This is a genomic window from Leptospira mayottensis 200901116 (assembly GCF_000306675.2).
Classification (GTDB): Bacteria; Spirochaetota; Leptospiria; order Leptospirales; family Leptospiraceae; genus Leptospira; species Leptospira mayottensis.
In genome coordinates this window covers 1,275,001-1,288,375 of record NZ_CP024871.1, presented here as the reverse complement: position 1 = coordinate 1,288,375, position 13,375 = coordinate 1,275,001, and the positions used below count along the sequence as shown (strand labels likewise).

Here is a 13,375-nt window from a genome sequence, read left to right as displayed (position 1 = left end):
ACTCAAACCTCGCTTCTAGTCCAGGATCGCTCGACGGATATTGAGAGCGGTTTCAAGTTCAACCAAGACCGAGCATGTGCCCAAGTTTTAATTTTTTGGTCATCAGATAATTATGATTGTCCGAGCCCGGTTGAATTTCGATTGGAACCCTTTCTACAACTTCCAAACCGTAACCGTCCAAACCGACAATCTTGCGAGGATTGTTCGTTAAAATTTTCATTTTACCGATACCGATCTCTCTCAAAATTTGGGCTCCGATTCCGTAATCCCTTAAATCCGGAGCAAAGCCGAGTTTTTCATTGGCTTCAACAGTGTCGTATCCCTTATCTTGAATATTATAAGCTTTTAATTTATTAATCAGACCGATTCCTCTTCCTTCCTGTCTCATGTAAAGAAGCACACCTTTTCCTTCTTTGGAAATCATTTCCAAAGCAGAATGTAGTTGTGGACCACAATCGCATCGGTTACTCGAAAAAATGTCTCCGGTCAGACACTCGCTATGAACACGAACCATCGTGGTTTCTTCTTTTTTAATGTCGCCTTTGATGAGAGCAACATGAATCTTATCATCTATGAGAGTCGAATACGCTCGAATCGTAAAGTCTCCGTATTCGGTTGGTAATTTGGATTCCACTTCGAGGCGAATCAAATTTTCCTTTGCCCTTCGATAACGGATCAAATCTTCGATTGTATAAATATTCAGTCCATGTTTCTCTGCAAATTTTTCCAGATCCGGAAGACGAGCCATAGTCCCATCATCATTCATAATTTCGCAAATAACACCCGCAGGATATAAACGGGCAAGCTTCGATAAATCAACGGCCGCTTCGGTGTGACCTGCCCTTCTTAAAACCCCGCCCGGAACGGCCTGAAGAGGAAACAAATGTCCGGGACGCATCAAATCAGCAGACACGGTTTTATCATCCAAAAGAGTTTGCACAGTAACTGCTCTGTCTTGAGCGGAAATTCCGGTAGAAGTTCCATGTTTCGCATCAACCGAAACCGTAAACGCAGTCCCGTGTTTATCTCCCAAGGAGTAATCGTCCACCATTCGGTTGAGTCCGAGTTTTTTAAGGCGCTCGGCTTCCATTGGGATACAAATCAGACCACGGCCAAACGTAGCCATAAAATTGATTTTTTCCTTATCCGCAAACTCAGCCGCAACGACAAGATCTCCCTCGTTTTCTCGGTCTTCCGAATCCACAAGAATAATCATTCTCCCGGATTTGATTTCTTCGATTGCATTTTCAATGGGTTGAACCATAAATCTTTCTTACCATCTCTTCTATTGGACTAAAATTTGACTACAGAAGCTTAAATATCAACTTATCATGAGTTTTTCTAAAATGATATAACGTTTAGTCCTTCAAAATAAAACTTCTTTAAGTCTAGTGAAAGAGGAACTTTTATTCTCTTGCAAGCCGTTTTTTACGGAGAAATAATCTCAAAACAAAACGTACGGCATGGATTTTCAAAACGACTCCTGGCAAGAAAATGAAAAAACTCGAACTCAAATAGAGAATCTTGTATCATTTGAGGCCCGTCCCTAAAAATCGGCTCATGTCCAAAAACCGCCCATTACAAAACAAAATCCGAGGTTTTTAGAGTATCATCTATTTCAAAAATAACTTGTGTAACGTATCTTAAAACTCAAGGCTTTTTCGACTCAATAGATCTCCGTGACGACAAATTATAAATGTTACACGACATTTTAAGATCAAGCTAGAGAATTTTTAGACTATATTCAAACCAAAAACTATTTCAGAAGTTGTTCTAAATAACGCGCCACAAGGTCGATTTCTAAATTGAGAATTGTATCGGAACTCCAAAACTTAGCATTCGTTTTTTTAAGAGTCTCGGGAATCAAAACCAGATCGAATTCATCCGGACGAGAATCCACGACAGTCAGCGAAATCCCGTCCACTGTAATGCTCCCTCTCGGAGCGATGTATTTTGAAAGGGAAGAATCGTTTCTAATCGTATAACAAACCACACTTCCCTCTTCTCTTTCTTCCTTGCTGAGAACTTTTCCGGTCCCATCCACATGCCCACTCACGAGATGTCCTCCCAAACGGGTTGTCGGAAGGGCACTTCGTTCCAAATTGACTTGTGCATCTTTTTTTAAAAATTTGAAGTTCGTAAGTTCTAACGTTTTAAAACTGGCGTAGAATCGAAAACGGTTTCCTCCTTCAAAAAATTCGGTAACTGTTTGGCAACAACCGTTAACCGCAATCGAATCGCCTAATTTGAGATCCGGCTGAGCCCACTTCGTCTCTACTAAAAAATCTCTTCCTTCGGTCGTTTCTTGAATTTCAAGAATCCTTCCGGTAGCTTCCACTAAACCCGTAAACATCCGTGCGCCTCCCAGATATCTTCTCCTACGTTTGCTTTCCAAAATAAGGTTTCCGTATTCGTAATAAGCAAAGGTTTTATCCCACTGGAAACAGAACGAGAAGATCGAATTTTCAGAATGAGATCGTTCTCCTGCATTTTAGGGAAGAAAGTTTCGTACATCAGATTTCCCCCCTCCACAAGCAACAGGTTCACTCCGATCGAAGATAAAAATGCAAAACATTCTTCCGCAAGTGTTTCCGGATCGAAGGTATAAATTTCTTTTTCTGTAAGGGATCGAAGTTGCTCTTTAATTTTTTCCTCAAAAAAAGCCCCTCTTTTGAAGAGAAAAACGCATTTTTTAGAACCGTTATTTTCGTTGATCTCCTTTTGCTTTTCGATCCATCCCTCTGGTATATTCCTTTCTTCGAATATAATAAAAACACGGTACGGCTGATATCGTTCCCGGAACTTCCGATGGATCTCCAAAATTTCCGGCTCAAATCCATACTTTAGGACATTCTTCAAAAAATAGGAAACCCCAAAAAATCCCTCACTTCTATTAGGAATATCCGTACTTCCCGAATTTTTTCCCGCAACATTATCCATTCCGGATTCTCCCTTAAAGGAAAAACCGTATTCAAACTTCAAAACACCCGCCTTTTCCAAGTTGGGTTCCGCTTCGAACTGGTGGCTGATACCTAAACCGGTATTTTCCCCGATCCGGAATTCCAAACCGGGGTTATCGTGGAACAAGGTTCCCGGTCCCACGAGCACCGCGTCGCACTTTGCCCGTAAAATCGACGTTAAGTGATTAGAAATATTTCCTGAAAAACGGATCGGAGACTTATCTCTTTTGGAAAAAAAACCTTCTTTGGAAAGTGCGGTCTTCAGAATCATAGAGGGTTTTTTTCTTTCGATCCGAGAAACGAATCCGAACAAACTTTCCTCCGCGATTTCCCTTAAACCAGGTTCAGCCACAACTAAAATCCCTTCCCGTCGGCAAAGCTCCAATCCTTCGTTTTCGCGAACGAGCGGGTTCGGATCCTTTCGGCCGTAGTAAAGTGTCTTCGGTTTGTGTTCTAAAATCAGATCCAAACAAGGAGGAGTTTTTCCGCTATGAGTACAAGGTTCAAGAGTAACCCAAACGTTATGCGGTTTTTGAAAAAATCCATTCTTTAAAAATTCGTAATATGCGTTTCTCTCTGCGTGCGGTCCTCCGACTGGAGAAGTCCTACCTTTGGCAAGGATACGGGTATTGTCAACGTCCGTGATAAGACAAGAAACGGGCGGATTCGGGGAACTTTCGCCCGTCGATAAAAAGGAAAGTTTACGCAATTCCTCCCGAAATTTTTCCGGGAGAAGAGTCATCAGCCTCGAGCCTTTCGTATAATGTGGTCGTAGATATCCACGAGAGGAGCCGCGATAAAAATGGAAGAATACGTTCCGATGACGATCCCAAAGGTAAGTACATAAGCGAAGTCGAAAAGTTCGGTCGCTCCCCCAATGATAATCGCAACAATGGAGATCAGAGTCGCAAAAGACGTGTTAAACGTTCTTCCCAGAGTCTGATTGATCGCAGAATTGATGGTCTGACCGAAAGTTTGGTCCAAATTTCCGGACGCATTTTCCCGAATTCGATCAAAAACGACGATCGTATCGTTGATCGAATATCCGAGGAGAGTCAAAAGAGCCGCGATGATCGGAACACTCGGTTTGATTTGGAAAAACCCAATAAATGCAACAGTCAGTATTAAATCGTGGGTCAAGGCCACAATCGCTCCCAAGGCGAATTTGAATTGAAATCGAAAACTGATATACGCAAGAATAATCGCCATCGTAAGTCCGAGCAGAGTGATTCCAGTGGAAGAAAGTTCACCCCCTACGATCGCACCGACTTGATTGGCACTGAGTACATTACTTTTATCTATTCCAAAATCCGCAATCAGGATAGAAATAAGGGCGTCAATGCCGGAAAGCTCCACCTTATCCGTAGGTTTCAATCCGCTCTTTTCCCTGTATTTTTGTAGAATGAAATCCAGAGAACCGAGGCCGATATCAATTTGATAATGATGTTTTTCCTTATCCAAGAGTAAGAGTACCGCTTCGATCTTATTTTCCGCAAAATAGCTTTCCAATTTTCTGCGGTCCGTATTTTGATCGAACTCGATCACGGTTCTAAGTCCCCCGTTAAAATCCAAAGAATTTGCAAACCCTCCGTGAACGAAGTATGTATAACCAAAACCGAATATGATCAGAACCAAGGAAAAGACGATGGAAACGTATTTGTATTTTATAAAATCAAACATTCTTAATACTCCAATTTTTTAAAGCCGAGCTGTAGTCTTTGAACTCCCAACTTATTGACCAAAATATCCATCACCAAACGGCTTAAGAACAAGGATGTAAAAAGAGAAGTAACGATCCCCCAACAAAGCGTAATCGCAAATCCTTTAATAGGACCGTTTCCAAGGCGGATCATCAAAATCCCGGAAATCAACGTGGTTACGTTACTGTCTATGATCGTCCAGAATGCGTTGTCGAAACCCTGTGCCACCGCAACCGCGGCTGATTTACCGGCCCACAATTCCTCTTTGATCCGTTCGTAGATGATCACATTCGCATCCACTGCCATACCCACGGTCAAAATGATCCCGGCAAAACCCGGCAAAGTCAAAGTAAATCCCATCAAGGAAAGGAGAGCACTGAGGATTAGAATATTCGCAAAAAGGGCGACATTGGCGACCAAACCAGAAAGACGATAGATCAAAATCATATAGAACATGACAAGAACGAATCCGATTAGAACCGCCTTCATACCAACTTCGATGGATTCGATCCCAAGAGTGGGCCCGATAAATCTCATTTCCAAAACTCGGAGAGGAATTGGAAGCGCTCCTTCACTGATTACGTTTGCAAGATCCACCGCCTCTTCTTTGGCAAAGGAACCGTCGATCTGCGCTACACCACCCGCAATTGCGCCGCGAATCGTAGGAGCGGAAACCACTTTGTCTCCCCAAACAATGGCTAAATTTCTACCTTTGTTTTGAGAAGTGATCTCGAAGAATTTTTCGGCTCCCGAACTGGTCAGAGTAAACGAAACGATATAACCGAAGGAATTATTTTCAAAGGAAGGCCTCGCATCCCTCATATCTCTTCCGTCCAGAGCGATCGCTTTTTCCAAAACGATGAACCGTCTCGGAAGTAAAGGAGAATTTTGATTGTTTCCCCTCGCCCAATAGGCAAAAATCCTGTATTTATCCTTGGGAATTTTATACTTATCTTCTAAGGCTTGCAGAAATTTATCCTGTTCCGCCTTACCTAATTTTTGTTTTACAATATTCTGATATTGAACGATATCGGTTTCTTCTCTTCTTTTCAGTTCGAGAAGTTTATTTTCTTCCTGCTGGATAATTGCTGCATAGGTAAGTCCATTTCCCGCCGAATTCTCGGGTTCTTCCAGACGATATTCTACGGTTTCGGTGTTCTGGATGATTTCCAAAATTTGGGAAGAGTTAGTCACACCGGGAAGAGAAACTTCGATGGAATCCTGATCCTTTTGAATTCGCACCTGAGGTTCGGTGAGGTTTTGACTTGTAAGACGATTATCAATGATGAGTTTCGCCTTTTCCAGTTCTAAAAGTTTTCGGCTCGGGGAAAGTTCAAAATAACTTTCGATCTCGCTCAGGCGATCCTTAGCCTTTTTCTTTTCTTTTTCGTCAACAGAAGGATCCGCCACGGTCTTTTGTAAAGTTTCAATTTCTTTAATATAACTTTCACGAAGTTTGAACGCGTAATCCTCAAAATCCCCTTTCAGAGCGACCCGCATCCCACCTTGCAAGTCGAGACCGAGTTTAATCGTAAGAGGACGTCCTTTGGTAATCCATTCCTCCACGAAAGTTGGACGGAGCTTGTTTTTGGCTTCCAAAATCAGCTCTGGATTTTCCTGAGAGATTTGGTTGATCTTTGCGGAAGTGATAAATCTACCTTTGACCAAAAGATAAGATTCTTCCTGAAAAGCAGTTGGAACAGGAGTAATCACCCAGTCGGATTGTTTGTATTCTAGGTTCCAACGTTTTTCAAACCGGGAAAGAATCGCCTTTTTTTGTTCCGGCGGGAGAGAAATAAATTCTTTTCTGATCGCAAGTTCCAACTCCCTAGTCGCAAAGTTGGGATAAAGTATTACCGTAGCCACTAAAATAATAGCAAGCGGCAGGAAAATCCATGTCGCAGATTTCAAGGGAAACTCCTAATCTCTTCTCATTTTATTGATCGTAACCGGGGATCTGCGACTAGAATTGCCGCGCGATTTACCCGCTTTCAATCGATACAAAGCAAATAATAGAATAAATACTACAATGATAATAGGTTTCTTATATTCGGAAAGAAAACCAGTAAAAGAACCGGCCTTTTGCCCTCCCTGAACTTTCTTTTTTTCCTCTTCCTTTTTTTTGTCTTCGCCTAACTTCAGTATTTCGGAAAGACTACTCCTAAAGGAAGCGCCCTGCTCCGGCTTTTCGGATTCAACAGAGGCGGTATAACCGGGCAGATTGTTCGGACGGACCTTCATCTCTTCGTTGACCCAATACGGCTTGGGTAGTTCTCCCAGATCGGTTTTGGAAACACTCGCACTCGCAAGCGGTTGTCCGTCTACATTACCGGACTCTTTGATTTGTGTATTGGAGTTAGATGAATTCGATCCGTTATTCTGAGAAGTATTGTTTCCGGAAGAGCTACCCTCGTTATTATCCGGCTCCGTATTCTTCTTTGAATTTTCTGGATTGGTCGGAACAGTAGAAGACTTTTTAGACTTCTTTTTTTTGAATCTTCTTTTTTCCTTTTTTTTGGAAATCTTAGAACCGCTCGAAGAGCTATAATTCGAAGATTTTTTGCTGACGGTCTTTTTTTTGGGTTCTGAAACCTTTTCTAAAAAATCAACTTCTTCCCCATCCTGAGAAAATAAAGATAGATTTCCTAGAAATAAAAAGATCAGAATTGAGACCGCGACTTTTTTCATTTGTCTGCTTGTTTCTTTTTTAAAACGGTACTCGCGGTAAAAGATACGTTCGTATCTTTTGCGATGTTGAGAACTACAACCTCGTTGTTGTCTTTGATCTCTACGACCTTACCGTGAATTCCAGACGAAGTAATCACTTCGTCTCCTTTTTTCAAACCGCCTATCATCTCTTTACGTTTTTTTTCTTCGCTCCTCTGCGGGCGTATGACTAGGAAATACATAATCACGAGCATAATCGGGATCAGAAGCAAAGTGGAAAAAGGAGATTTATCCCCTTCTCCGGCGGCCTGCGCCAGTTGTAGTAATATGCTGGAATTAAAAATCATGATTTACTTTCCTGTTCGGTCTTTTTTGTCAAACTCTTACCAGTATTTTTCCCGTTTACTCTTTGGAAATTAAATCTTCGAAATACTTTCTTGTTTTTCCCGAAAGGAGAGCCTCCCAAGCGATTTTATAACCTTGTTCAATTGTTTTTACCTTTCCCATCACAAAAAGCCCCGCTCCCGCATTTAAAGCCACCGCGTGTGTTCCCGCAATCGGCTCTGAATTCAAAACTCTTCTGGCCAAAACTTCCGCATGTTCACTGGAATTGGCGTATACTTCCTCTCTTTTTAAGGAAGAAAGCCCAAGAGTCATAGGATCAAAAGAATGACGACTGATAACCTCATTTTCTAAGAGAGTATAATCTGTTATTTGAAAGATGGAAAATTCGTCCAGACCATCACGGGAATGACAAACCAAAGCCCGTTTCAAACCTAGGAATTGCAAAACCTTAATGAACAATTCCGTCAATTCCGGTTGGTAAACTCCGATGATCTGAAATTGTGGGGAAAACGGATTGGAAAGAGGACCGATCATATTGAACACAGTTCTAAACCCAAGTTCTTTACGAACCGGACCCGCATACTTCATCGACGGATGCCACATCGGCGCAAATAAGAATGTAAATCCGCGATTTATGAGATGTGCTTCCACTTCTTCCTGGGTCGTTTCGGTTTGATACCCGAGACGAGCGAGAATATCACTCGAACCGGTATGGGAGGATACGGAACGGTTTCCGTGCTTTGCCACCTTCACTCCCAAAGAAGCCAAAGTGATAGCGGAAAGAGTACTAATATTGATCGTGCCTTGGTTGTCCCCACCGGTCCCACAGGTATCCAAAAGATCAAAGGGAAATACAGTCTTAGGCTTGAGTGCGTTCTTACGAAGGGCGAGGGTACAACCGAGCACCTCGTCCACAGATTCTCCGTTGGCACGCATAGCAGTCACGAAAGAGGAAACAAGAATTTCGGAAACTTCCCCCTTCATTACACGACTCATAAAGAATTCGGCCTCTTCGACACTGATATGTTTACGTTCGACCAGTTTAAGAACGATTGCTCTTGGTTCCATTTTTCTGAAACATCCTTTTGATATGAGAAGGTCGAAGAACCTTACTGTTGGTAACGAGATAACGAATTCCGGAAATCACGGTGATCGCGGTAGTAATGAGCATCCCCCAATAAGGAACGAAAGCTCCCAAACCGAAAATAACGTCTCCAAGTCCGGTATTTTTATTCAGATTTTGGAAAAAGTAAATCGCATTCCCAGTGGCAATTTCAAACACCGTAAGACCACTCGCCTTTCCGGAAGCATAGGCCTCGTTGATCAAAATTCTCTTTTTGCTCGAAACCAAAATAAAAAATATGAGGATCAAAAGAATAGCCCCCATTTGAAATACCGTCTTGACCTTTCCAAGCATGGTAGTTCGAATCGAATGTCCTTGTCGGATCGCCAAATAACGAAGACTCGTGATAAGCATATCCCGTCCTATGATCAAACAAACCATCCAAAATTCAATTTGTTCCTGCAAAAATATAAACGTAATAAAACAACCCGTTACGATGATCTTGTCGGCAAGAGGATCCAGGAATTTACCGAACTCGGTTTCCTGATTCCACTTTCGGGCAAGATAACCGTCGATCAAATCGGTGAGAGAAGCCACGGAAAAAAGCACAAGAGCGGCTATGTGATATTCCAGTTCTTTCTGGAATAGAAACCATACGAAAAAAGGGACCGCTACGACACGAAGCATCGTGAGAAGATTAGGAATATTGAAAATAGATTTGTTCATTTAGAAATCCAGGTTCCGTTCATATCGTATTCGTAAAAGGAATCGACCCGCACTTTTCCGATCATACCCGGAATCAGGGAAACTTCATCCACATACACGACCTCATCCATTTCGGGGGCATCCTGAAATCTGCGGACAATGACCTGGCCGTCTTCTTCGACCGAATCCACGATCGCATCGTAAGTTTGACCGATACGGGATTCGTGAATCTCCTCTAAGATCGCCAAGTGTGCATCCCGAATCAGATTGATTCGTTTCGATTTTTCCTTTTCAGGAACGGTTTGTTTTAACTCCGCACCTTTAGTTCCTTCCTGCGGAGAATAGGAAAACAGATTTACCTTTTCCGGTCTCGTTTCTTCAATAAATCGCAGAATCTGATCCACGTCATCCGGTTCCTCTCCGGGATAACCGATGATAAACGAAGTCCGAATTTCGAGACCGGGTTTGACCTCTCTCGCCAAGGCAAAAAGATCCTTGAAAGTGGAACTTTCCCCGACTCGATTCATCGACTTTAGAATTTTAGAAGATACATGTTGCAAAGGGGATTCCAAATACGGAGCGATTTTCGGAGTTTCCCCCATAAGCCGGATCAACTTTTCGGTTTTTTTATCCGGATACAGATACAAGAGCCTTAAAATTTCCAAGGAATCGATCTCTGCAACTTTGCGGACCATATCCAAAAGAACTTCGGAATTCCTTCCGTAATATACGGTGTCTTGGGAAACCAAACAAACTTCTTTAGCACCCGCACGGATCGCACGGTCCGCATCCCGAAGAATATCTTCCACGGGAGATTCCCGAAACTTACCTCGAAAGGAAGGAATGATACAAAATGAACATCCACGGTTACAACCGTCGGAAACCTTCACATAGGCATACGGTTTAGAATAATTTTCGATCTCGGAAGATAGTTTCAATCTTTCTAATAGACTATCGTTGAATTCGCGTTTCGGAGGGGAAAGGTCCGGAAATTTTTCCCGCAGTATTTTACCCGCTTGTGCATATTTGCCCGTGCCGAAAAACAGATCCACTTCCGGAATTTCGGAATTGATATTATCCGGATATCGTTCCGCAAAACAACCTACTACGACCAGTTTCTGATGATTTTGTTTTTTGACCCGGGCCGCAGATAAAATTGTCTGAATCGTTTCTTCCGTAGCCGATTGAATGAAAGTGCAGGTATTGATAAAGTGAAAATCGGACTCTTCCGCAAAAGTGGCCGGAGTAAATCCCTCTTCCAAAAGAGAATGATGCATACTCATAGAGTCCGCGGTATTTTTGGGACAACCGAGAGTGGTGATGTAGAACTTCTTGTCCAAAAAATTCTATTCTCCCAGCTCCTTGATGATGGACTGAGTACTATCATAAGGATTCTGCGTTTTCACGAATATTTTCTTCACGAGTTTTCCCGGACGCCCTAAGGTAATCTTAGGTTTTCCGTTTTGAATCATCTCCACGGCAGAACCGTCTCCTACTTTCAGTTCGAGACGATCCTTTGCCTCTATACTTTTGGTTTCGTTCGCTTGGACAAGACCTCTAAATCCCATCTGGCCATCGATGATAAATTCTGCATAACTCACCTTATTAAAAAACAGGGTCACTTGGATTGGAACGTCGCCTAACGTTTTGGTGTTATCTATCGCATTGTTCTTGTTTTCCTGCTTTTGCTCCTCTTCGCTTAACGTTACAAGAACTTTTGCAGAATTTTCAGTCACGGCCTGCGCTATGATCCGAACATTACGCCTAAGACTTGAAATTTCCGGAATTGTATAACTCAGAACTTTTTCTTGTCCCTCGTTCAGACGGAATTTATACACAGTGAGTTCGGGATATACGTTAAATGCGAGGACCGCTGTATTTAAGGCACCTCCTTTTTCCACAGAGTCGATAAACAGTTTACATTGTTGGTTGCTCACGGAAAAACTCACTCCTTTATCGGGCGTGAGAATAAAAGATTCGCTTCGACTTTCCGGAATGGAACGGGTAAGAAAATCGATGTTTTCGGGAATATCCAGTTTTTTACCGGATTCCTCCACTGCATCGTCCCCAGAAGAAGGGTCTATAAAACTATCAATGATGAGGTATGCAGAAATAAGGATGATCAATACGGACGCAATCGTAAAGATTTTGTTTTTATCCACATTGATTTTTGTATAATACGAAGTGGTCGGACGGGTCAGCTCTTCGAGCGGGGCTTGGGATTCTTCAATCTTTTCTCCCCGATACAAGTTGATGAGTTGTCCAGTATCAAGTTTGAGATAACTCCCGTAATTCTTTAAAAAACCCATAGTGAAAGTTTCACCCGGAAACTGGGAATAATCCTCGGTCTCAAGTGCAAGAATGTATTTAACGGAGATGTTGGTTTCTTTTGCTACATCTTTGACACTGAGTTTTTTTTCTTCTCTCGCCTCGCGGAGAATTTGCCCTACTCTTTTCTGATTCAAAGTTTCTCTCCTTCTAGAACTTAGGGTTATTGTTCCGACACAAGCGGGTTGTTTATAATTTTTGCGTTTCCACCGATATGAAAGTTGAATTGTCCATCTTCTAGATCCGGATTGATTTCCAAGTTGGAGAATTCGACCGTAGTTTCCTTTCCTCTTCCGTCGCTTGCGACCGCTTTCTGAATAAAATACGTTTCCGCATCCACATAAAGGAGCATGGTTTCGAAACCGCCTATTTTTTCCCTTTGTTCCAAATTGAGTACAAAATATTTACGTCCATCTTTGGAAGAAGTTTGTGGTTGTTCGATCGAATCAAACTTATAGTGGTATTTTCTAAAAATTCTGGAAAGGCCTTCATCCGTAAAACTGGAAAAGATTGGACCGGATTTATTCGATTTATTGAGTGTAAGATCCTGTTTTCCCACTGCATTCAGACGGGCTATGTAAATATACAAAGTTTTTCCGTCGGAAACGATCTCATCTCCGGAAGGATCACTAAATTGATACCGAATTCTTCCGCCTTTTTTGTAAAGACAAACCCCTCTCATATTTTTGCTCTTTCTATTGGAAACGGTTTGGATCTGAAAGTTGGCCTTGTAGGAACTCAGATCGTTGAACTTCTTCTTCACCTGTTTAACGACTTCGGAAGGAGAGTTCCAATTATGCGCGGGTTGCGCCAGGAGAGCGGGTTCTAAGACTAAAAATAAAATATAAAAAGAGAGAATGATTGTTTTTTTCATGAGAAAAACCGGATCTCCCGGGATTTTTTTACTAACATCGGATACCTTGGAAACCTTGTCACTTTCTAAAATTGGGGTCGACCCCGATCTGTCAAATTTTGATTCCAAGACAATTTCGTTCGAAAGATAGTCCCGTGGGCTCTTCTGTGAAGTGCGATCGAAAATCCGGACATAGAAAAAGTGGCCCGAGCAAGAGTCGCAAGTCAGACTTTATTATCGGCAACTTTAAGAAGCTCATCCCTATTTTGCGAAACCAATACCGAGAGACATTTCTGCAAAATTCTTTTTTCACTCGACGAAGTTATATGAAAACTCACCTTAAATAACGTGAATCCGATATACTAACGCGAAAACGATTAGTGTGAAAAGCAAGGTCCGATTGAATGCTAAATTTTATAATCCGAATCTTGTAACTTCCTTTTATTTATAATTCAAGACCACAAACCCATACAAAAGTCGTTTAAATTCATTTACAATTCTTGTATGTCCCTGATACTATTTGGAATGAAATTTTTTGCAAAGAGCCACAATATGAATATAGGATTAGATTCTATTTCGTGAAACGACCAATCATTGTAAGCTTCGATTCTTTTCGATATCATTTACTCGAAGAAAACTTTCCATTTTTTCGAAGGTCGTTTATTTTGAGATGGCTTGGTCTTTTTTCGATTCTCCTCCTTGTTTTCAACCTTTCTATTCTTGCTGAAGAAAATGATAATTTTGAGAGCGAAAA

13 protein-coding genes (1 of these 13 cut by a window edge) are annotated in these 13,375 nt (G+C 41.9%); 1 reads left to right on the top strand and 12 read right to left on the bottom strand.

Features of this window, described 5'->3' with window-relative positions; translation table 11 throughout:
* Positions 1–58 precede the first annotated feature (58 nt).
* The 12 genes from LEP1GSC190_RS05730 to LEP1GSC190_RS05670 form a co-directional block, all read right to left on the bottom strand.
* Entirely contained in the window at positions 59–1,264 is a 1,206-nt protein-coding gene (locus LEP1GSC190_RS05730) for a bifunctional 3,4-dihydroxy-2-butanone-4-phosphate synthase/GTP cyclohydrolase II (RefSeq protein ID WP_002760620.1), read from the bottom strand.
* Between the two features lie 492 nt (positions 1,265–1,756).
* Positions 1,757–2,353, bottom strand: coding sequence for a riboflavin synthase (locus LEP1GSC190_RS05720; RefSeq protein ID WP_002760728.1), 597 nt, complete (start codon positions 2,351–2,353; stop codon positions 1,757–1,759).
* Positions 2,338–3,702 carry a bifunctional diaminohydroxyphosphoribosylaminopyrimidine deaminase/5-amino-6-(5-phosphoribosylamino)uracil reductase RibD gene (locus LEP1GSC190_RS05715; protein WP_004280324.1) on the bottom strand — a complete coding sequence of 455 codons (1,365 nt, stop codon included), beginning with the start codon at positions 3,700–3,702 and terminating at the stop codon, positions 2,338–2,340. The genes LEP1GSC190_RS05720 and LEP1GSC190_RS05715 overlap by 16 nt, the downstream gene beginning before the upstream one ends.
* Positions 3,702–4,640, bottom strand: coding sequence for a protein translocase subunit SecF (secF, locus tag LEP1GSC190_RS05710; RefSeq protein WP_002760805.1), 939 nt, complete (start codon positions 4,638–4,640; stop codon positions 3,702–3,704). The genes LEP1GSC190_RS05715 and secF overlap by 1 nt, the downstream gene beginning before the upstream one ends.
* A 2-nt stretch (positions 4,641–4,642) precedes the next feature.
* Entirely contained in the window at positions 4,643–6,571 is a 1,929-nt protein-coding gene (secD, locus tag LEP1GSC190_RS05705) for a protein translocase subunit SecD (RefSeq protein ID WP_002760605.1), read from the bottom strand.
* A gap of 9 nt (positions 6,572–6,580) precedes the next feature.
* Positions 6,581–7,348, bottom strand: coding sequence for an SRP-less Sec system protein (locus LEP1GSC190_RS05700; RefSeq protein ID WP_002760760.1), 768 nt, complete (start codon positions 7,346–7,348; stop codon positions 6,581–6,583).
* Positions 7,345–7,674, bottom strand: coding sequence for a preprotein translocase subunit YajC (gene yajC, locus LEP1GSC190_RS05695; RefSeq protein WP_002760794.1), 330 nt, complete (start codon positions 7,672–7,674; stop codon positions 7,345–7,347). The genes LEP1GSC190_RS05700 and yajC overlap by 4 nt, the downstream gene beginning before the upstream one ends.
* 55 nt (positions 7,675–7,729) lie before the next feature.
* Positions 7,730–8,740 carry an anthranilate phosphoribosyltransferase gene (gene trpD, locus LEP1GSC190_RS05690; RefSeq protein WP_002760684.1) on the bottom strand — a complete coding sequence of 337 codons (1,011 nt, stop codon included), beginning with the start codon at positions 8,738–8,740 and terminating at the stop codon, positions 7,730–7,732.
* The gene (gene pgsA, locus LEP1GSC190_RS05685; protein WP_002760693.1) at positions 8,715–9,461 is read right to left on the bottom strand and encodes a CDP-diacylglycerol--glycerol-3-phosphate 3-phosphatidyltransferase; all 747 of its coding nucleotides are present in this window, start codon (positions 9,459–9,461) and stop codon (positions 8,715–8,717) included. Before pgsA ends, trpD begins: the two co-directional genes overlap by 26 nt.
* Positions 9,458–10,780 (bottom strand): 30S ribosomal protein S12 methylthiotransferase RimO, encoded by a 1,323-nt coding sequence (gene rimO / locus LEP1GSC190_RS05680; protein WP_004280072.1) that lies wholly within the window; start codon positions 10,778–10,780, stop codon positions 9,458–9,460. Before rimO ends, pgsA begins: the two co-directional genes overlap by 4 nt.
* A 6-nt stretch (positions 10,781–10,786) precedes the next feature.
* Positions 10,787–11,905 (bottom strand): helix-turn-helix domain-containing protein, encoded by a 1,119-nt coding sequence (locus LEP1GSC190_RS05675; protein ID WP_002760635.1) that lies wholly within the window; start codon positions 11,903–11,905, stop codon positions 10,787–10,789.
* A 26-nt stretch (positions 11,906–11,931) separates the two neighbouring features.
* A complete protein-coding gene (locus tag LEP1GSC190_RS05670) occupies positions 11,932–12,642 on the bottom strand; it encodes a LolA family protein (protein ID WP_004279926.1) in 711 nt (236 codons plus the stop codon).
* A 557-nt stretch (positions 12,643–13,199) separates the two neighbouring features.
* Between LEP1GSC190_RS05670 and LEP1GSC190_RS05665 the strand changes: the two genes are divergently transcribed.
* A protein-coding gene (locus LEP1GSC190_RS05665) for a TPR end-of-group domain-containing protein (protein WP_004280535.1) crosses the window boundary here: on the top strand, positions 13,200–13,375 show its 5' end (the start). Its footprint extends 649 nt past the window's final position; the window shows 176 of its 825 coding nt (coding positions 1–176); its start codon is at positions 13,200–13,202; its stop codon lies beyond the right edge, outside the window.

Bases quoted from the DNA above. Each gene is read 5' to 3' on its own strand.
- LEP1GSC190_RS05730 (WP_002760620.1), bottom strand. From the start codon at position 1,264: ATGGTTCAACCCATTGAAAATGCAATCGAAGAAATCAAATCCGGGAGA.
- LEP1GSC190_RS05720 (WP_002760728.1), bottom strand. From the start codon at position 2,353: ATGTTTACGGGTTTAGTGGAAGCTACCGGAAGGATTCTTGAAATTCAA.
- LEP1GSC190_RS05715 (WP_004280324.1), bottom strand. From the start codon at position 3,702: ATGACTCTTCTCCCGGAAAAATTTCGGGAGGAATTGCGTAAACTTTCC.
- secF (WP_002760805.1), bottom strand. From the start codon at position 4,640: ATGTTTGATTTTATAAAATACAAATACGTTTCCATCGTCTTTTCCTTG.
- LEP1GSC190_RS05700 (WP_002760760.1), bottom strand. From the start codon at position 7,348: ATGAAAAAAGTCGCGGTCTCAATTCTGATCTTTTTATTTCTAGGAAAT.
- yajC (WP_002760794.1), bottom strand. From the start codon at position 7,674: ATGATTTTTAATTCCAGCATATTACTACAACTGGCGCAGGCCGCCGGA.
- trpD (WP_002760684.1), bottom strand. From the start codon at position 8,740: ATGGAACCAAGAGCAATCGTTCTTAAACTGGTCGAACGTAAACATATC.
- pgsA (WP_002760693.1), bottom strand. From the start codon at position 9,461: ATGAACAAATCTATTTTCAATATTCCTAATCTTCTCACGATGCTTCGT.
- LEP1GSC190_RS05670 (WP_004279926.1), bottom strand. From the start codon at position 12,642: ATGAAAAAAACAATCATTCTCTCTTTTTATATTTTATTTTTAGTCTTA.